Genomic DNA, 18857 nt, shown 5'->3' with positions numbered 1-18857 from the left:
CGTCGCCTGGGGGTGGGTGGGGGCCGGGGTGGGGGTTGGGCTTACGGGCGGGGGGGGGGGGGGGGGGGCGGCCCCCCGCGCTGCGGCCCCCCCCCCCCGCCCCGCGACCGTTGCGACCAATACCGACGCACGACTGGGACACATCAACAGGCCGGCCGCGCAACGGTCTCCGCAACCGTCAACGCCGGGCACAGGTCCCGGACACCATCGCGCGATCGTCAGACGCCCGCGGCTCGCGCTGCCTCGTACACCTCGGCCGCCACGTCGATCAGCTCCGCGGCGTCACGCGTCGAGCCCTGGAGATCCAGCAGGAACTCCGATACGCCCGTTTCGGCGTGCGCCACCAGGTCTTCGATGATCTGCGCCACGCTCCCGTGGAAGGGCTGTCGGCCCGCGCCCTCGAACGGCTTGGCGCTGTACCGCGCATTGACGCGGGCGCAGACGTCGACCGGACGCTCCCGACCGCGCTCGGCGGCCACGTCCTGTAGCCGCTGCCACTCCTCGGCCAGCCGAGCGGCGCCCATGGCCACGGGCAACCAGCCGTCCGCCCGGTCGACCAGACGGCGGGTGGCGCGCGGGCTGTTCGCGGGCAGGTAGACCGGAATGGGGCGCACCGGCTTGGGGCCGACCTCGGACGGGGCGATAGTGGTCAGCTCGCCCTCGTAGGAGACGGGGTCCGGGCCCCAGACCGCCGCGCACACGTCCAGCAGCTCGTCCAGGACCGCACCACGCTTCTCGAAAGGCGCGACGGAGGCGGCTGCGTATTCGTCCAGAGACCATCCCGTGCCGAGGCCCGCGATCACTCGCCCACCGCTCGCGACGTCCAGCGAAGCGAGCGAACGAGCCAGTTGGAACGGCACGTGCAAAGGCGCGACCAGGACGCTGGTGCCGAGCCGGGCCGTGCCGGTGGCCGCGGCAGCCAGCGCGAGCGTGACGAGTGGGTCGGCGACACTGCGGTACTGGTCGGGCCACGGCTGCCCCGGTACGCCGTACAGCCCCTGGGTGGCGGGCTCAGGAAAAAGGACACGCTCGAAGACCCAGAGACTCGCGTATCCGGTCTCCTCCGCCGCGCGTGCCACGGTGGCCACATCGCGGCGGAGGTCGTACTGCTTCATCTGCGGGAGACCGAGACCGAGTGAGATCGTCATGTATGCACTCCTTCATGATGACTGCTGGACAACTGACGTAGGACACCCATTTGTTCCTTGTCCGGTGTCCGTCGAAACGTTTGGCGCAAGGGATGGGGGGCGCCCTCGCTGCCAAGTCTCCACGAGGCACGCGAACCGTCCTGCGCAGGCAGAAGCAGAGGGCCCTGCCGTTCGGCCGGCCGCCCATGACGAGCTCTTGGGTGACGCATGCGCACGCGGGGACACGGGGTCCGGCTCGTGTCCCGGGCGCGCCGTCCGCCGCGCTGCTGTGGAGCGTGCCCTCGCGCCCACGCCTGCCGCGGGCTGCGGAAGGGCCTTGCCAGGAGCGACGTCGTCACCGTCGCACACGACGCAGATCGGCATCCCGGAGGCCTGGGTCACCACGGATGGATCCGTCGTCCGAACGGCCGAAGTGCTGATCCGCCACCGCAACACCGTCCTCAGCCGCCTTCGCAGGATCCACACCATCACCGGACACGACATCACGAACTGTGGCGACCATGTGGAACTCTCCGTCGCCCTGTGCCTGTTGAGACTGCTCGGTGCCAGCCTCATCAGGTGAAACAATGCTGACCGCCGTCCGGTTGTGCGACATGCACAGCCACGCCCGCTCGACGTAGGTCAACGTGATCACGGCCCACTTCTGTGCCCCGAGACTGGCTCCGGGACGCGGAACGGGTCCCACTTGTCTCCCCGTTCGGGCTTCTGGAAGGACCCCATATGGCAGAACAGAGCCGCTTGCCCCAGCACTCGCGATCAGCACCCGAAGGCCCCGGCCGCCGCAGAGTGCTCGCCTACATCCTTGCCGCCCCGACCCTTGCCGTCGGCGTACGCTTCGGCGTCGACGCGCTCGACGGGCAGGAGGCCGAGGCGGCCGTGCCGTCGCTGCCGCAGCCCGAGGACCTCTTCGACCTCGGTGATCTGCAGAACTTGGCGGCCGCGCCCACTTCGGGTCTGATCACGGTCCAGGTGCACACGGACGGCACCGCCTCGTTCGCGGTGCCGCGGGCCGAGGTGGGCCAGGGCATGACCACCGCGATCGCCATGATGATCGCCGAGGAGCTGTACCTTCCGCTGAACAGGGTTCGGGTCGCCCTCGCGGATGCCCGGCCCGAGTTGATGATGAACCAGCTCACCGGCGGCTCCAACTCGATGCGCAGCATGTACCTTCCGGTGCGCACCGCGGCGGCAGTCGCCCGGCAACGGCTGATATCGACCGCTGCTTCTCAATGGGGCGTCGAGTCGTCCGAACTCACCACTGAGGACGGCGTGATCCGATACGGGTCGACGCACAGCGCGACGTACGGATCGCTCGCCGAAGCCGCAGCCGCAGCCGGCACGAAGGTCCTGGCGGCCGCCGCACCTCTCAAGTCACCCGACGAGTTCACGGTTCTGGGCACGCCCCAGAACCGTATCGACGCACTCGCCATCGTCACCGGCCGCAAGAAGTTCGGCATGGACCACCAAGTCCCCGACGCCAAACCGACCATGGTGCGCCGACCGCCGACGATCAACGGGACGGTCGAGACCGTCCACAACGCCGATGTGGTCGCGCGGATGCCGGGCATCACCGATGTCGCGGCCGTCGAGCACGGCGTAGCCGTCCGCGGGGAGACGTTCGGCCAGTGCATCGACGCGCTGCGGGCCCTGGAGGTGACCTGGGGGCCGGGCACTGTGGACGGGGAGTCGGACGACACCGTACTGCGCAAGATCAAGGCGGCCGCCCTGCCCATGATCGTACCGCCCCTGCTCACCAAGAAGCTCGACGCCGAGTTCACCTTCGCGTTCGCCAGCAACAGCCCGCTGGAGCCCGACAACGCGATCGCCGACGTCCGCGCCGACCGCGCCGAGATCTGGGCGAGCCTGAAGGTGCCGATCGTGGCCCAGCGCGAGATCGCCACCCGTCTGGGACTGCCCCAGAAGGCGGTCACCGTCCATGTGGTGGAGGGCGGCGGCTCCTTCGGCCGGCATCTCTTCCACGACGTGGCCGCCGAGGCGGCGGAGATCTCGCAGAGGATGGGCAAGCCGGTCAAGCTGTCGTGGTCCCGTACCGACAACTTCCGTCAGGGCCGTACGCATCCGATGTGCGTCTCACGTGTACGCGCGACATACGCGCTCGGCAACGTCCTCAGTTACGAGCAGCGGCACACCAGTTCGCAGACCGACTTCGGCCACGGTCTCGGCGAGATGATCACGTCGACGGCGGCGAAGTTGCCCGTCGCCGGCAACCTGACGTTCGCCGAGACGATCTTCGAGCTGACTCAGTCCTCGCCGTACAACTTCGGTGTCACCACCCAGCTGCTCAACGAGGTGCCGCTGAAGTTCAACACGGGCAGCATGCGCAATATCTACTCCCCGAATGTGGCGTGCGCGCGGGAGCTGGTCGTCGATCGGCTCGCCGCGAAGATGGGGAAGGACCCCGTGGAGTTCCGCCGCGAATTCCTCAAGGACGAGCGGTTGCGCGCCGTCCTGGACAAGGCGGTCGAGGAGGGCGACTGGGGAAGGTCACTGCCCCCTGGGGTGGCCCAGGGCATTGGCCTGCACTCGGAGTACCGGGGCGCGGTCGCCACGCTCGTCGAGATCGACTGTCGGCCGGAGACCGTCAACCGGAAGATCCGGGACGCGGTGACGGGACCGCGCGTCACAAAGGCCCTGATGGTCGTCGACGCGGGATTCGCCATCAACCCCCGCGGCCTGGACGCCCAGATGATGGGCGGTCTCAACGACGCCCTCGCCATGGCCCTCACCTCCAGCCTGCACATCAAGGACGGCATCCCGCTGGAGGGCAGTTGGGACAACTACTTCTACACGCGGCAGTGGAACACCCCGCCCGAACTACGGGTTGTCGTCATGCCGAGCACCAGTGACAAGCCCTCCGGAGCAGGCGAGTTGGGGGTGGCGCCCGCGTTCGCCGCCATCGCCTGTGCGTACGCCCGCGCGACGGGCACGATGCCGACGAGCTTCCCGATCAACCATGGCACCCTCGGCTTCGAGCCGTTGCCCCTCGAACCGTCCACACCCCAGTCCCCCACCGACGGTCTTGACCGCGCCTACTGAGGAGCCCTGAGTCCAGCCATGGCAAGCCACACTTTCAAGCTCAACGGCGAGCAGATCACCGTCGAGGCCGAGGACGACGTACGACTGTTGTGGGTGCTGCGCGACCTGCTCGGCGTCACGGGACCCAAGTACGGATGCGGTCTCGGCGTGTGCCAGGCCTGCACGTCGCACATCAACGGCAAGGCCTTCAACCCGTGTTCGGTCCCCGTGTCGAAGATCACGCCGGACGACGAGATCACCACGATCGAGGGGCTGCCCGCCACTGTCGGCAAGGATCTGCACCCGATGCAGGAGGCCTGGCTGGACCTGGACGTCGCACAGTGCGGCTACTGCCAACCGGGCCAGATCATGGCCGCCGTCGCCAAGGTCCGGCAGGCCGCCGCCGATGGCCGCGAGATCGAGGACCGCGACCTCGACGAGATCCGCAACATCTGCCGCTGCGGCACGTACACCCGCATCCGGGAGGCCATCAAGGCGGGCGCGAAGAACATGTGACCCGGGCCGTCAGCCGCTGTACACCCACTGCTGAGGAGGAAACCTGCGCGACCCGGCGGCAGAGCTGCTGTGCCGCCGGCTGGAGGTCGTGTCGACGGGAACACCCCGTCCGCCCGGTCTCGAACCTTGGACGGCACCACCCCGACAGCTGATCCTCCGCGCGCGGGACCATGCCACCTCGCTCTTTGGCGGCGACCGATTCCTGGGGTTCCGCGTCACCGTGCGCGATGCCCGCACCTCCTTCACCTACGCCTGTACGCGAACCTGCTCGCCTGCCCGCACCACCCGATCGGCCTCGCCCCGGGCACCGTCAGCCCGGAGGACACCGCGTTCTCCATCACAGCCGAAATCGTCTCCGTACGACGCGGCGGTACGGGCCGATCGCTGACCCGGACGGTCACGCCCGCCCACAAGGCGGCGCCCGTCCGGAGAGGGCGGGCGCATTCAGCATCGATCACGACCGCCTCGTCCATATCCACGCGCCCGTGCGGGCCGGTCACCCTCATTCGGCGGGTGTTGCGCGCCCCGGCGCAGCTCCCTCCCGGATCAGGCACACGCCACTCGCGTGCAGTAGGGCGAGACCCGTGCGCAGCTCATCGCTGTCCCATTGGGTGGGGACATGGATGAGGAATGAACCGGGCAGCGAGCGCTCCGCAAGGCGGACGCCGGGCGTCCGGCAGCGAGCGATCCATGGCGCCGTCGAGAGGGGCTGCCGCGCCGATGCGATCGAGTTTCGAGTGGCAGCCCGACGATGGACTGCTAAGAATAAGGCGACGGTTTGGGAATCGGACAACGGATCCCGACCTCGTGACTTCCGGACTACTCGCTCCGGCCATCGAAAAAGCGCGAGTACGGGGCGCCGACCGTAATGGCCGACGGCACTCGAATGTTCGCCTCAAGGAGCCCGCATGGAGGAGAAATCCGTCGAGGTCTTGATGTCCGGGCCGGATGAATCTGCGATCAGCATGCGCAGGGACACCGGCCCGAAGAACGGCATCGAGACAGACCTCGCCGAGGTGCTGGCTGACGTCATGTGCGTCGAACGGGTGTCGGTCGACAGCAACTTCTTCGATGACCTCGGCGCCAACTCGTTGGTAATGGCCCATTTCTGCGCACGGGTCAGGAAGCGGGCGGACCTCCCATCGGCGTCGATGAAGGATATCTACCGGCACCCGACGATCCGAAGCCTGGCGACGGGACTCACGGACGCCGCGCCCATCACTGCCGAGTCGTCGGCCCCGGTGCCGGCCGAGGTGGTGACCCCGGCCGGCACGGTGCAGTACGTCCTCTGCGGAACACTGCAGTTCCTGCTTTTCCTGGGATATTCCTTCCTCGCCGGACTCATTGCCGACCGAGGCTATACATGGGTCTCCGCCGGCTCGGATGCGGTCGGCATCTACCTGCGATCGTTCGTCTTCGGTGGCGTCGGCTTCGTCGGTCTGTGTACCTTCCCGATCGTGGCCAAATGGCTCCTCGTCGGCCGGTGGAAACCGCGCGAGTTCCCGATCTGGGGTCTGACGTATCTGCGCTTCTGGACCGTCAAAGTGCTGATCCATGCCAATCCGATGATTTTCTTCGTCGGCAATCCCCTGTACGTGCTGTACCTACGAGCCCTGGGTGCACGGATCGGCAAGGGAGTCACGATCCTCTCCCGCAACGTTCCGGTCTGCCCCGACCTGCTCACGATCGGTGCCGGCACGGTGATCCGCAAGGACTCGTTCTTCCTCTGCTACCGGGCGCACGCCGGCCGTATCCAGACCGGCCGGGTCACCCTTGGCCGGGACGTGTTCATCGGCGAGAAGACCGTGGTCGACATCGACACATCGATGGGCGACGGGGCGCAACTCGGCCACACGTCCACGCTGTACAGCGGCCAGGCGGTCCCGGCCGGGCAGCGCTGGCACGGATCCCCCGCACAGCTCACGGAGCATGACTACCTGAGGATCGGGCCGGCCAAGTGCGGCACGCTGCGCCGGGCCGGCTTCGGCCTCGTCACCGTGCTTCAGCTCTTCTTCCTCTACGTGCCGCTGGCTGTCGGGGGCGCGTTCATGCTGGTGACCCTGGTTCCGGCGCTGAACAGCCGGCTGGGCCCGGGCACGGTGGGGTTCACATCGCCGGATCTCTACATCGACGCCCTGATCCTTTCCTTCATTCTGTTCTTCGGCTTCGTCGTCGTGGGCCTGGCCGCACTTTTCACCGTTCCGCGCCTGCTGAACCTGTTCGTCGAGCCGGACAAGGTCTATCCGCTGTACGGGTTTCACTACTCGGCGCACCGCGCGATCGGGCGCATGACCAACATCAAGTTCTTCAAATGGCTGTTCGGTGACAGCTCCTACATCGTCCACTATTTGCGCGGCCTCGGATACGACTTGTCCCGGGTCGAGCAGACAGGGTCGAACTTCGGCACGGAAGTGCAACACGAGACCCCGTATCTGTGCTCCGTCGGCAGCGGAACGATGGTCGCTGACGGGCTCTCCATCGTCAATGCCGACTTCTCGAGCACGTCCTTCCGGGTGTCCCGGGCCTCGATCGGGCCACACAACTTCATCGGGAACAACATCGCCTTTCCCTCAGGGGCCAGGACGGGCGAGAACTGCCTTCTCGCGACGAAGGTGATGATTCCGCTCGACGGCGAGGTACGCGAAGGGGTGGGCCTGCTCGGCTCGCCGTGCTTCGAGATTCCCCGATCGGTCGAGCGCGACTCCCGGTTCGACCATCTCCGGACCGGCGACGAGTTGCGCCGCAACCTCGACGCGAAGAATCGCTACAACATCCGCTCGATGGTCTTCTTCCTGCTCGTGCGGTGGCTGCACTTCTTCGTGCTCACGGTGCTCGGCCTGGCGAACGTCGATCTTTACGATTCCTACGGGCATCTAATGATCGTCGTGTTCCTGGTGTTCAGCCTTGGATTCACCGCCGTCTACTTCGTACTGGTGGAGCGCGGCATCGCGGCATTCCGCGCGCTGCAACCGCAGTTGTGTTCCATCTACGACCCGTACTTCTGGTGGCACGAGCGCCTCTGGAAGGTGCCTGACACGTACCTCAACGTCTTCAACGGCACCCCTTTCAAGAACGTGATCTGGCGGATGCTGGGCGTCCGTATCGGCAGCAGGGTCTTCGATGACGGCTGCTATCTGACGGAGCGGACGCTCACCACCATCGGGAACGACTGCACGCTCAACGCGGGAAGCAAGATCCAGTGCCACTCGCAGGAGGACGGCACCTTCAAGTCCGATCGCAGCACCATCGAAGCCGGCTGCACCCTCGGTGTGGGATCCCACGTCCATTACGGCGTGACGATGGGCAACAGCGCAGTGCTCGCCCCCGACTCCTTTCTCATGAAGGGCGAGGAAGTCCCACAGCGCGCACGCTGGGGAGGAAACCCCGCCACGGAAATGCGAGATGCCCCATATCAGCCCGAAGCATTGACGCGGGGCTAGCAGCGCCGCCCTTGTCGGCGCTGGACAGCACGGTGGCGACGGTGATTGGAGAGGGACGACCAAATGGAAACGCAAGTGCAGGCAGACCGGGAGTTCTGGCGCGCTGTGCTCGTCGCCGGTGGATTCACCGCAATCCCGCGGTGGACGCTCGATCCGGTGAAGGGCGTCGGCGAACACGAGGCGACGGTCCCGGACGACGTCGTGGCGGCGTTGGGCCGGTTGGCCAAGGACCTGGCGGTGCCGCTCGACTCGGTGCTGCTCGCCGCGCACGCCAAGGTGCTCGCCGCGCTGTCCGGCGAGCACGAGGTCGCGACCGGCTACGTCACCGTGGAGGGCGGCCCGCTGCTGCCCTGCCGGCTGACGACCGAACCCGACTCGTGGCGGACGTTGTTGCTGTACACCCATCGGGTCGCGTCAGATCTGCTGGTGCACAAGGGCTTTCCGGTCGATGAGCTCAGGCGCGAGCTGGGCCTGGCCGAACCGTCGATCGAGACCGTGTTCGATCCGCACGGCTCGGTCGGCGAACTCGCCGGTAACACCGTGCTGTGGGTGGGATTCTCGCAACGCGAAGGCCGCCTCCTGCTGCGGCTGCGGTACCGGACCGACGCGCTCGACGCGGACTGCGCCGTCAGGATCGCCGGTTACCACCTCACCGCGCTCGCGCTGATCGCCGCCGATCCCGACGCCGAGCACGGGCGACAGAGCCTGCTGTCCGCCGAGGAACTCAGCTTCCAGCTCGAAGGGCTCGCCGGTCCGCGCCGGGAGCTGCCGGACCGCCGGTTCCACGAGCTGTTCGAGCAGCGGGTGGCGGCACACCCGGACGCCGTCGCGGCGGTGCATGGGGAACGCCGGCTGACTTATCGGGAACTCAACTCGCGTGCCAACAGGTTGGGACGAGCCCTGCTGGCGCGGGGGCTGCGCCCCGAGGGTGTGGTCGCGGTGGTGACGGAGCGCAACCTGGACTGGATGGCCGCCGTCCTCGCGGTCTTCAAGGCCGGTGGCGTGTACCTGCCCATCGAGCCGAACTTCCCGGCCGATCGCCTCGCGACCATGCTCTCCCGTGCCGCATGCGGGCTCGTGCTGACCGAACCCGGCAGCACCTCCACGCTCGACCAGGCCCTCGACTCGCTGTCCGGGGTCCAGAAACTATTCGTCGGCGCAGCCTACGAGGAGGACCATGCCGACGATGATCTGGGCCTCCGCGTCGCACCGGACCAGCTCGCCTACATCTATTTCACCTCCGGCTCCACAGGTGAGCCCAAGGGCGCGATGTGCGAGCACGCGGGCATGCTCAACCACCTCTACGCCAAGATCGATGACCTGGAGATCGGCGAGGGACAGGTGGTCGCCCAGACCGCACCCCAGTGCTTCGACATCTCGCTGTGGCAACTGGTGTCCGGGCTCCTCGTCGGAGGGCGGACCCTGCTGGTGGAGCAGGAGGTGATCCTGGACGTCCAGCGGTTCGTCGACAAGATCATTGACGGCCGGGTCGCCGTCCTCCAGGTCGTACCCTCCTACCTGGACGTCGTCGTGTCCTGTCTGCAGCAGCACCCCCGCGAGCTGCCGGATCTGCGGTGCGTGTCGGTCACTGGTGAGGCGCTGAAGAAGGAGCTCACGCAACGCTGGTTCGCCGCCCAGCCCGGGATCAAGCTGATCAACGCCTACGGGCTGACGGAGACCTCGGACGACACGAACCACGAGGTCATGGACCGTGTGCCCGACGGAGACCGGGTCCTGCTGGGTCCTGCGGTCAACAATGTGCACGTCTACGTCGTCGACGAGCATCTGGCCCCGGTGCCGCTCGGCGCCCCCGGTCTGATCGTCTTCTCCGGCGTCTGCGTCGGCCGGGGATACGTCAACGATCCCGAGCGCACCCGGCAGGCCTACCTGGCCGATCCGCACCGTGAGGGCGCCCGGCTCTACCGGGGCGGCGACTACGGCCGCTGGCAGCCCGAGGGCAAGCTGGAGTTCCTCGGACGCCGGGATACCCAGGTGAAGATCCGTGGCTTCCGGATCGAGATCGGCGAGATCGAGAACACCCTGTTGCGGGTGCCCGGTGTTCGCGACGGTGCAGTGGTGGTCACCGAGCGGGCCGACCAGAGCAAGCACCTGGTGGCGTTCTACTCCGGTCAGCAGCCACTCGAGGCCGACGTCCTGCTGGACCGGCTCGGTGAGTCGCTGCCCGAGTACATGGTCCCGTCGGCCGTCCACTGGCGGGAGAGTCTCCCGCTGACTGCCAACAGCAAGATCGACAGGAAGACTTTGCGGGCGCTCGCCGAAGAACTCGGCGTCGTCCAGGACGACTACCGCGCCCCGAGTACGCCGACCGAACAGCGACTGGCGGCCGCATGGGCGAAGGTGCTCGGCATCCCGCAGAGCCGGATCGGACGGCGGGACCACTTCTTCGACCGGGGCGGCACGTCGCTGTCGGCAGTGAAGCTGGCGATCACCCTGGACCGTGCGGTGTCCCTCAAGGACGTCACCCGTTACCCGATCCTTGCCGATCTGGCCGGGCTGGTCGACAGCAGGTCCGAGCGGCGCTCCGAGCCGGTCGACGGCAGGTCCGAGCGGCGCTCCGAACTGCTTCAGCCACTGTCGGAATCGGACGGTGCGCAGGCCGCTGCCCTGGTGTGCTTCCCCTACGCCGGCGGCAACGCGGTGAACTTCCGGCCGATGGCCGGGGCACTGGCGGGCGGCGGGCCTGCGGTCTACGCCGTCGAGCTGCCCGGTCACGACGTGGCCGCCGGGAGCGAGCCGATCACGCCGATGACACAGGTGGTCGAGCAGGTCGTCGTCGAGATCATCCGGCGCGGCCTGACCAGAGTCCTGCTGTGGGGCCATTCCTCGGGCACCGCGTTGGCCGTGGAGACGGCCAGAAAGCTGCAGGAGCGCGGGGTGGACGTCCAACGGGTGTTCCTCGGCGCGCAACTGCTCGGTGACGCCGCCCACCGGCGCGCCACCATCACCGAGCTGACCGGGCTGAGCAACGCCGAGATCGCCGCGGAGTTGAGCGCGGACGGCGGGTACCCCGAGCTCGTTGAGCTGGATGCACAGCACGCCGAGCACGTCGGTGCCGCCTACCGGCACGACTGTGTGTCCGCACACCGCTATTTCGCCGACGCCCTGGACAGCCCGCCTGCGCTGAAGCTGTCCGCGCCGGTCACCGTGGTCGTTGCCGCCGACGACCCGAGCACGGCGGAGTACCCGCGCCGGTACCGGGACTGGCAGCTCCTGGCCGACCAGGTCGACCTGCACGAGCTCGCCGACGGCGGCCACCACTTCCTGCGTACCCGTCCGACCGAGGCGGCACAGGCCGTGCTGCGCGCCGCCGACTTGTTCGCTTCTTTCTGAGTGGCAACTGAAAGGAAAATCGAGATGTCGTTCATGCCCACGGCGTCGCTGGAAGGCGTGGAACTGGAACCCGGCAAACCTCCGCTGCTGCGGACCGGGGCCACCGGCGGCGCGCTGAGCTGGGCGGCCGAGCACCGGGACGCACTGCGCGCTGTCGTCGCCGAGCACGGTTCGGTCCTGGTCCGCGGCCTCGGGCTGCGCGATCCGGCCGAGACCGGCGCCGTCTTCTCGAAGCTGGCCACCGGTCTGATGACCGAGAAGGAGGTCTTCGCGCCGCGACAGACCTACTCCGACGGCGTGTACTCCTCATCGAAGTGGCCGCCGAACCAGCCGATGTGCATGCACCACGAACTGAGTTACACGCTTGAGTTCCCCAGCCTGATGATGTTCGCCTGCCTCAGCGCGCCCACCGACGGCGGGGCGACCGCGGTGGCCGACTCACCGACCGTGCTCGACGCGCTGCCCGCCGAGTTGACTGAGCGGTTCGTACGGGAGGGCTGGCTGCTCAACCGCAGCTACAATGAAGAGATCGGGGCGTCCATCGCCGAGGCGTTCGGCACCGAGGACCGTGGTGCCGTCGAGGGATACTGCCGCGCCAACGCCATCACGTTCGAGTGGCAGCCCGACGGTGGACTACGCACCAGACAGCGCCGCAGCGCCGTGGTGCGTCACCCGGTCACCGGCCAGAGCTGCTGGTTCAACCAGATTGCGTTCCTCAACGAGTGGACGATGGACCCCGAGGTGCGCGAGTACCTGGTGGACGTCTACGGCGTCGGCGGGCTGCCGTTCAATACCAGCTTCGGCAACGGCGACCCGATCGGTGAGGATGTCGTGCAGCTGCTCAACAGCGTCTACGAGGCCAACACCGCACGCGAGCCGTGGCAGGCAGGCGACCTGATGCTCGTCGACAACATCCGCACCGCGCACAGCAGGGAGCCCTTCGAGGGACCGCGCGAAGTGCTCGTCGCCCTGGCCGACCCGGTGCATCTGGCCGATTGCTCGCCAACCATCGAGGTGACCGCAGGATGACCACCATCAGTTCCACCGCAACACAGTCCGCGATGACCGCGCCGATCACCGTGCCACCGTTCGCGGTGATCTCCGGTGCCCAGGTCCAGCGCGCGCTGCACGGATGCGAGAAACAGATCGTGGAGTTGGTCGAGGCCACCTACCGGGTGCATGGCGCCGGTGATTCGGTGAACCCGCCGTCGTACTTCCTGCGTTTCCCCGACCGCCCGTCCTCCCGCATCATCGCGCTGCCCGCCTCGATCGGCGGGGAGGTGCGGGTGGACGGCCTCAAGTGGATCTCCAGTTTCCCGGAGAACGTGACGACCGGCATCCCGAGGGCCTCGGCCGTGCTGATCCTCAACGACCACGACACCGGATACCCGTTCGCCTGTCTGGAAAGCTCGATCATCAGCGCCACCAGGACTGCCGCGTCGGCGGCGTCGGCGGCCGACTGGCTCAGCCGCGACCGGCCGCGACCGACGCGTGTCGGGTTCTTCGGGGTGGGCTTGATCGCCCGCTACATCCACACCTTCCTGGCCGGCACCGGCTGGTCGTTCGACGAGATCGGCGTGCACGACGTGTCCGCCGACAGCGCGGCAGGCTTCCGGTGTTACCTGGAGCAGTCGGGCACCGCCGGCCGGATCACCGTGCACGACAGCGCCGAGCAGCTGATCCGCAACAGCGACCTGGTGGTCTTCGCCACCGTGGCCGGTCAGCCGCATGTCAGCGACCTGTCGTGGTTCGCACACAATCCGCTGGTGCTGCACGTGTCGCTGCGCGACCTCGCACCGGAGATCCTGCTCGCCTCGACCAACGTCGTCGATGACATCGAGCACTGCCTGAAGGCCGACACCTCGCCGCATCTGGCCGAGCAGCTCACGGGCAACCGGGACTTCCTGCACGGCACGCTGGACGACGTGATGGCCGGGCGGGTGACGGTGCCGGCGGACCGGCCGGTGGTGTTCTCGCCCTTCGGCCTCGGGGTGCTCGATCTAGCGGTGGGCAAGTACGTCTATGCCGAAGTGGTCCGCCGCGGAGAGTTGCACGTCGTCGACGACTTCTTCCACGAACTGAGCCGGTACGGATGAGCCGGCCGAAAGTTCAGGAGGCCACCCACGGCTGATCCCAGGAGATCACCACTCAAGTCTCAGCAGGCCCTGACGCACGAGACAGCGGCCGCTGATGCAGGGCCCCGTCCGGCCCGGTCGGGCACAGGCTCCCGCCCGCAGAGCGAGAAGCCCGCCCGGCGGTCGGATGGACGTTCCGAAAGCGCTCTGCTCCAGGTAGAGGAGACCATCGTGCCCGTCGTATCCGTTCCTTACGCCTTCAACGAAGAGGATCTCTATGTCGACCTTCGGTCGATCATCGGGCATTCGCTCTTCCTGAAGTGTGAGGGCTTCAACTTCGCCGGCTCGATCAAGTTGAAGGCCGCGACCGAGATGGTGGAGGCCGCTGAGCGGGATGGAGTCCTGAAGCCGGATTCGATCCTGGTCGAGTCCTCGTCCGGGAACCTCGGCGTGGCGCTGAGCATGATCGCGGCGAGCAAGGGCTACCGGTTCCTGTGTGTGACGGACTCCCGCGGCAACCTGTCGACCAGGTTGATGATGGAGGCGTTGGGCAGCCAGGTGCACGTGATCGCCGATCAGGAGGCCAACGGCGGCTTTCTCGGCGCGCGGATCGAGTACATCCGCGCGCTGTGCGCCTCGGACGACCGGTACGTGTGGCTCAGCCAGTACACCAATCCGAGCAACTGGAAGGCGCACTACCGCAAGACGGCGCCGGAGATCGCCCGTCAGTTCCCGCAGCTGGACGTGCTGTTCGTCGGGGCCGGCACCACCGGGACCCTGATGGGCTGCGCGCGCTACTTCCGGGAATGGCACCGGCCGGTGCGGATCATCGCGGTGGACAGCGTCGGCTCGGTGTCCTTCGGCGGTCCGCCCGGTCGCCGGATGATTCCCGGCCTGGGGATGAGCATGCGCCCGCCGCTGCTCGACGAGTCCTATGTGGATGAGGTGATTTACATCGAGGAGGCGGACACCATCCGTACCTGCCACCGTCTGGCCAGGCGCGGATTCCTGTTCGGCGGCTCCACCGGCACGGTGGTCAGCGGAGCAACGGACTGGTTGGCCCGGCACGACGCGCGTGAGCTCACCGCAGTGGCCATCGGCCCGGACCTCGGCGAGCGCTACCTCGACACCATTTACCAGACCAACTGGCTGCAGGATCTCTACGGCGAGGACGTGCTCGACTCCGACGAGGTGGCCGCCGATTCCTGGGCAGCCTCCCCCGCGCCACCGCCACGGTGGATCCGGCGGCTGGATCCTGCAGACCGGCAACCGCAACCCACACCATCAGCTCCAGGATCGTAAGACCACGGTGTTCTGTCCACGGAGCCGGCAGCCCGGACAAGGCCCTCCTGGGTGCTGTACCCAGAGCAGGCGGCTGAAGTCCCGGGCAGACGAGCCCCCACCGGGCCGGTGGATGGACGGAACGGCCGCTCGGCATGCGACGTGCGAATGCCGGAGCACTCTGATCGTGAGGCTGCCTGTCCCACGACCGGCAGCCGGCCAGGAAGGGGTGACAGCGATGTTCGCGAGGCTGAGCACCTATGAGGGATCACCGGTTCCTGCACAGGGAGACCTGACCGCGAACTGGGAAGAGACTCTCGAACAGGTCCAGCAGGTCCCCGGCTTCCGGGGCGTGTACTACCTCGTCGACCGAGCCTCTGGGAAGGCCAAATCGCTGACCTTGTGGGATGACGAGCAGACCATGCAGGCCGGCGAGGAAAGGACAACCCGGCTTCGCGAAGAAATCGCAAAGAGGGAAGGCCAACGGGTTGTCTCGGTCGAGCGCTTCGAGGTGGGATTCAGTCACCTGGAGCCATAACAGTCATCGTTCCGCATGTTGACGGCGCCGTAGGGTCGGCGGGCCGAAGTCACACGGTCGACAGGCACCAAAAAGGTTTGTTGTACGAGCACCTGGATCCGTGCGCGATCGCGGCCGACCCGGGTTTCCCTGTCTTGCTGACGCTTCCAGGGAGCGGTGTTGAGCCATTCGTGTTGTGATCGATGGCGGAGGACACAAACGCTGTCGAGAACGGGAGGAAATCATGGCTGAGAAGCTGCGAGCGCGAGACATCATGTCCAGCGGCGTACAGTGCGTCGGTGCGCATCAGTCGCTGTTCGACGTGGCGAAGATGATGCGCGACCTGAACGTCGGTTGCCTGCCCATCTGCGGCGACAACAACAAGCTCACAGGCTTGATCACCGACCGTGACATCATCGTCAAGTGCTGCGCCGAGGGCGTCGACCCGGCAACCGTGCAGGCCGGATCGCTCAACGCCAGGGTGCACTGGATCGATGCCGAAGCGGACGCCACCGACGTCCTGACGACCATGGAGGAACATCAGATCAAGCGGTTGCCGGTGATCGACGTCCAGGGCGGCCACCGTCTGGTCGGCATGATCACGGAGGCCAACCTTGCGAAGAATCTGAGCGACGAACAGATTGCCGAGTTCGCGAGCCGCGTATACGCGAGCGCTGGAATGTCCGATCAGTCCGCATGAGGCGTCTCCTCGAAACCCGGAAAACAGTCGCCGACCGGGTGTGCGATCCGCGCGGCACCCGGCCGCCGCGCCGATGAGCCGGTAGACGCCGCATGCGCAGAATGCATGGTCCGCGATGCATGCACGGACCATGCTCCTGGCGTCGATACGGCTCGTACGAGCCACCCGCTCGCGAGCTTCGGCTCTGCCGAGCAAGCACCGTGAGCTGCCTCGGAGCCTGGCCCGGCCATGTCGTGGCCGACACTGCCCGGCGGGGCGGGAGAGCCCGCTCGGCGGATACCGGCGGCGCAGGCGAACAGTGAGCTTTTCGGTCGCGCTTCGGGGCCGTCAATGTGCGCCTCCGATCCTGCACAGCTCGCCCCGGCCGGAAAGGCGAACGGGCCGCACGGCGACTGACCGCGCCTCCACCAATCAAAGATCATTCACGAGACGCCCCTGGGCCGTCATCTGCGCCCACCCAAAGTCAGTCCACTTATCTCAGATTGGACTTGGTTGGGCGCTAAATGGCATTGCTACGGTCCTCGCATGAGATTCCATGTTGTCAACGCGTTCACAGATCGTCCGTTCTCCGGGAACCCAGCAGGTGTGTGTCTCCTGCCCGCCGGGGAGTGGCCGCAGGACACCTGGATGCAGCAGGTCGCGGCCGAAATGAACTACTCGGAGACCGCATTCGCTCTCCCGCTGCCTGTTGGGTCCGAGGCCGACTGGGCGATCCGTTGGTTCGCACCGCTCGTCGAGACCAATCTGTGCGGCCATGCCACATTGGCTACGGCGCACATCCTGCGCGCGGAGCGGGGTCTCGTGGGCACCGTGCGGTTCAGCAGTCGGCAGAGCGGCGTCCTGGTCACACACGCCGACGCGGGAGGCAGCGTCACTCTGGACTTTCCGGCCGCGCCCGGCGCCGAAGTCCCCGTACCGGAAGGGCTGGCCGAGGCGCTGGCGGTCAGGACTGAAGCCACCTTCCATACCGGCGCGCTCGGCGATCTGCTGACAGTCCTGCCCGACGAAGCCACCGTTCGGGCCGTGACTCCCGACCTGGACGCGGTAGCCGCCCTGACGCGCCGCGAGGGCCTGCGCGGCGTCATCATCACCGCCCCGGCGGCTGAGACCGGTCTGAAGTACGACTTCGTGTCCCGCTTCTTCTCACCGGCCGAAGGCATTCTCGAGGACCCGGTCACGGGCAGCGCCCACACCGCGCTCGCCCCGTACTGGTCGACGCGACTTGGCCGCGACGAACTCACCGGCCTCCAGGCGTCCGCGCGCCCTGGCCTGGTCCACACTGCCGTGCACAGCAACCGTGTCCACCTCACAGGAAACGCCGTCACGGTCATGGACGGCACCCTGCACGCCTAGTCTTGCCGGTTCCGCCGCCCACCTGGGACTCCTGAGACCCTCTCAGCTGTGTCCCGCCGGGATGTCCCACTCGGCTGACCCCTCGGCGATCCCCGTCCGTCTGATCGCGGCCCAGCACACCGCAAATCGGCGGCATCCGGGACGAGTCGGCACCAGGCTCGGTGCGGGGCCGCACTGATGGGCCTTCTGCCGGCACGCGCTCCGCGGAACCGCACGGAACGGCAGGAGCCCGCCTCGAAATCTCGCAGCGGGGAGTTTCGTCATGGGTATTGCTTCACCGCGGTTTCGTTGCGGCTGCGTCCGCTCGCAGGCCATCACACACCACAACCGACAGCAGGCCCGGCATGACCACGGAACCCTCCCGGAGTTGCTCCGTCGTCGAGCAACTGACCAGCAGCGACTGCACACCTCCGGCCCACGACGTCACCTGGGACCGCCCCGCTCTGCTGGGCGCGCCTCAGCGGCACCGTCAGGACCCACGGAGCGTTCGAGGGAGTCGGTCAGCCACAGGTGGGACACGCCGAGTGTGGCCTGGTCGCCGCCGGCCTCGGCCACGAGCCGCCAGTAGCGGCGCATCCGGGGGTCGCGGTCGGCAGCCACGTGGGCCAGCAGTCGGCCTCTGAACTGCGGGGTGTCGCTGCCGCCGCGCACCGAGGCGTGTGCCGCGACGAACCGATCGAGTTCGGGGCCCACGCGGGGAGGCTCGCCCGCCTGCACCATGGGCTGGGCCAGCGCACACGCCTCGCTGATCCCGTTCATCAGCTCGGCCTCGTCAGCGATCAGTTCGGCGTTGGCCCGCGCCATGGCCAGCAGGCCGCGTGTCAGTGCCCGGTCGCCGGCCAGGGCGAACAGTTCAGCGAATGCGACCACCTGCGGCGGGGTCGGGTCGGTCGGCGGCTCGGGCACGGCCATGGTCACGAACGCGGTGAGCATTGCCTCAGACACCGGGGCGACCATCGTGCGTCTCCAGAAGTCGATCAGCGCATTGCGCGCGGCACCCCCGCTCTCCACGGCGGCCAGCAGCTCCAGCCTGGCCGCCCGCTCTGCCGGTCCGGCCTCCTCGACCGCGCGCAGCGAGGCCCGCCGCCAGGCCAGGTCCGCGAGTTGCACGTCGAGCGCGGCCCGCTCGGCCGCGACGACCTCGGCCACGGAGCGTTCGCCGGCGAGCACATGCCTGATGGAGGTCAGCCCGAGCCCGAGCCCGCGCAGCCGTCTGACCAGGCCGAGCCGCTCCACGGCCGCCCGGTCGAACCTGCGGTGCCCGCCCGTGCTGCGCACCGAGTCGATGATGCCTTCGTCGCAGTAGAAGCGAATGGTCCGCACCGGCACGCCAGTCAGCCGCGCCAGGTCGCCGATCCCGAGCGTCTCATCGAGCAAAGGCACTTGAACCTCCACTGGACTGGAGTTTCTACCGTACCGGCGTTACCCCGTGAGAGGAGC

At 67.6% G+C, this 18857-nt stretch carries 13 protein-coding genes; 11 read left to right on the top strand and 2 right to left on the bottom strand.

Annotation, left to right across the window (positions count from 1 at the left end):
- Positions 1–218: 218 nt before the first annotated feature.
- On the bottom strand, positions 219–1148 hold the full coding sequence (locus ACFVYE_RS31405) for a TIGR03619 family F420-dependent LLM class oxidoreductase (protein WP_383962475.1): 930 nt from the start codon (positions 1146–1148) through the stop codon (positions 219–221).
- On the opposite strand from ACFVYE_RS31405, the gene ACFVYE_RS31400 reads away from it, so the two are divergent.
- From ACFVYE_RS31400 to ACFVYE_RS31350, 11 genes are all read left to right on the top strand, one after another.
- On the top strand, positions 1147–1710 hold the full coding sequence (locus tag ACFVYE_RS31400) for a helix-turn-helix domain-containing protein (protein ID WP_383962472.1): 564 nt from the start codon (positions 1147–1149) through the stop codon (positions 1708–1710). The two genes, ACFVYE_RS31405 and ACFVYE_RS31400, sit on opposite strands and share 2 nt — an antisense overlap.
- A 158-nt stretch (positions 1711–1868) precedes the next feature.
- Positions 1869–4205, top strand: coding sequence for a molybdopterin cofactor-binding domain-containing protein (locus ACFVYE_RS31395; protein WP_383962469.1), 2337 nt, complete (start codon positions 1869–1871; stop codon positions 4203–4205).
- Positions 4206–4223: 18 nt separating this feature from the next.
- Positions 4224–4700: a (2Fe-2S)-binding protein gene (locus ACFVYE_RS31390; protein ID WP_383962467.1), complete on the top strand. Its 477-nt coding sequence runs from the start codon at positions 4224–4226 to the stop codon at positions 4698–4700.
- A gap of 908 nt (positions 4701–5608) precedes the next feature.
- A complete protein-coding gene (locus ACFVYE_RS31385) occupies positions 5609–8140 on the top strand; it encodes a Pls/PosA family non-ribosomal peptide synthetase (protein ID WP_383962464.1) in 2532 nt (843 codons plus the stop codon).
- A gap of 63 nt (positions 8141–8203) precedes the next feature.
- Complete coding sequence (locus ACFVYE_RS31380) at positions 8204–11491, top strand: amino acid adenylation domain-containing protein (RefSeq protein ID WP_389607801.1); 3288 nt, start codon at positions 8204–8206, stop codon at positions 11489–11491.
- Positions 11492–11524: 33 nt separating this feature from the next.
- Complete coding sequence (locus ACFVYE_RS31375; protein WP_383962486.1) at positions 11525–12520, top strand: TauD/TfdA family dioxygenase; 996 nt, start codon at positions 11525–11527, stop codon at positions 12518–12520.
- Positions 12517–13587 (top strand): 2,3-diaminopropionate biosynthesis protein SbnB, encoded by a 1071-nt coding sequence (sbnB, locus tag ACFVYE_RS31370; protein ID WP_383962459.1) that lies wholly within the window; start codon positions 12517–12519, stop codon positions 13585–13587. Before ACFVYE_RS31375 ends, sbnB begins: the two co-directional genes overlap by 4 nt.
- 210 nt (positions 13588–13797) lie before the next feature.
- A complete protein-coding gene (gene sbnA / locus ACFVYE_RS31365) occupies positions 13798–14868 on the top strand; it encodes a 2,3-diaminopropionate biosynthesis protein SbnA (protein WP_383962457.1) in 1071 nt (356 codons plus the stop codon).
- A gap of 217 nt (positions 14869–15085) precedes the next feature.
- Positions 15086–15385, top strand: coding sequence for a hypothetical protein (locus ACFVYE_RS31360; protein ID WP_383962454.1), 300 nt, complete (start codon positions 15086–15088; stop codon positions 15383–15385).
- A gap of 223 nt (positions 15386–15608) precedes the next feature.
- Positions 15609–16064: a CBS domain-containing protein gene (locus tag ACFVYE_RS31355; RefSeq protein WP_383962451.1), complete on the top strand. Its 456-nt coding sequence runs from the start codon at positions 15609–15611 to the stop codon at positions 16062–16064.
- A gap of 525 nt (positions 16065–16589) precedes the next feature.
- A complete protein-coding gene (locus ACFVYE_RS31350) occupies positions 16590–17417 on the top strand; it encodes a PhzF family phenazine biosynthesis protein (RefSeq protein ID WP_389607800.1) in 828 nt (275 codons plus the stop codon).
- A gap of 423 nt (positions 17418–17840) precedes the next feature.
- On the opposite strand, the gene ACFVYE_RS31345 is transcribed toward ACFVYE_RS31350, so the two are convergent.
- Positions 17841–18800 (bottom strand): MerR family transcriptional regulator, encoded by a 960-nt coding sequence (locus ACFVYE_RS31345; RefSeq protein WP_383962445.1) that lies wholly within the window; start codon positions 18798–18800, stop codon positions 17841–17843.
- Positions 18801–18857: the final 57 nt, after the last annotated feature.

The organism is Streptomyces sp. NPDC058239 (genome assembly GCF_042882185.1).
Classification (GTDB): domain Bacteria; phylum Actinomycetota; class Actinomycetes; order Streptomycetales; family Streptomycetaceae; genus Streptomyces.
Note: the sequence above shows the minus strand (reverse complement) of the source record. Positions and strands in the feature narration are given on the sequence as shown.

Coding starts and splice junctions, on each gene's coding strand:
- ACFVYE_RS31395 (WP_383962469.1), top strand. CDS start 1,869: ATGGCAGAACAGAGCCGCTTGCCCCAGCACTCGCGATCAGCACCCGAA.
- ACFVYE_RS31355 (WP_383962451.1), top strand. CDS start 15,609: ATGGCTGAGAAGCTGCGAGCGCGAGACATCATGTCCAGCGGCGTACAG.
- ACFVYE_RS31380 (WP_389607801.1), top strand. CDS start 8,204: ATGGAAACGCAAGTGCAGGCAGACCGGGAGTTCTGGCGCGCTGTGCTC.
- ACFVYE_RS31390 (WP_383962467.1), top strand. CDS start 4,224: ATGGCAAGCCACACTTTCAAGCTCAACGGCGAGCAGATCACCGTCGAG.
- ACFVYE_RS31385 (WP_383962464.1), top strand. CDS start 5,609: ATGGAGGAGAAATCCGTCGAGGTCTTGATGTCCGGGCCGGATGAATCT.
- sbnB (WP_383962459.1), top strand. CDS start 12,517: ATGACCACCATCAGTTCCACCGCAACACAGTCCGCGATGACCGCGCCG.
- ACFVYE_RS31360 (WP_383962454.1), top strand. CDS start 15,086: ATGTTCGCGAGGCTGAGCACCTATGAGGGATCACCGGTTCCTGCACAG.
- ACFVYE_RS31375 (WP_383962486.1), top strand. CDS start 11,525: ATGCCCACGGCGTCGCTGGAAGGCGTGGAACTGGAACCCGGCAAACCT.
- ACFVYE_RS31350 (WP_389607800.1), top strand. CDS start 16,590: ATGAGATTCCATGTTGTCAACGCGTTCACAGATCGTCCGTTCTCCGGG.
- ACFVYE_RS31405 (WP_383962475.1), bottom strand. CDS start 1,148: ATGACGATCTCACTCGGTCTCGGTCTCCCGCAGATGAAGCAGTACGAC.
- ACFVYE_RS31400 (WP_383962472.1), top strand. CDS start 1,147: ATGTATGCACTCCTTCATGATGACTGCTGGACAACTGACGTAGGACAC.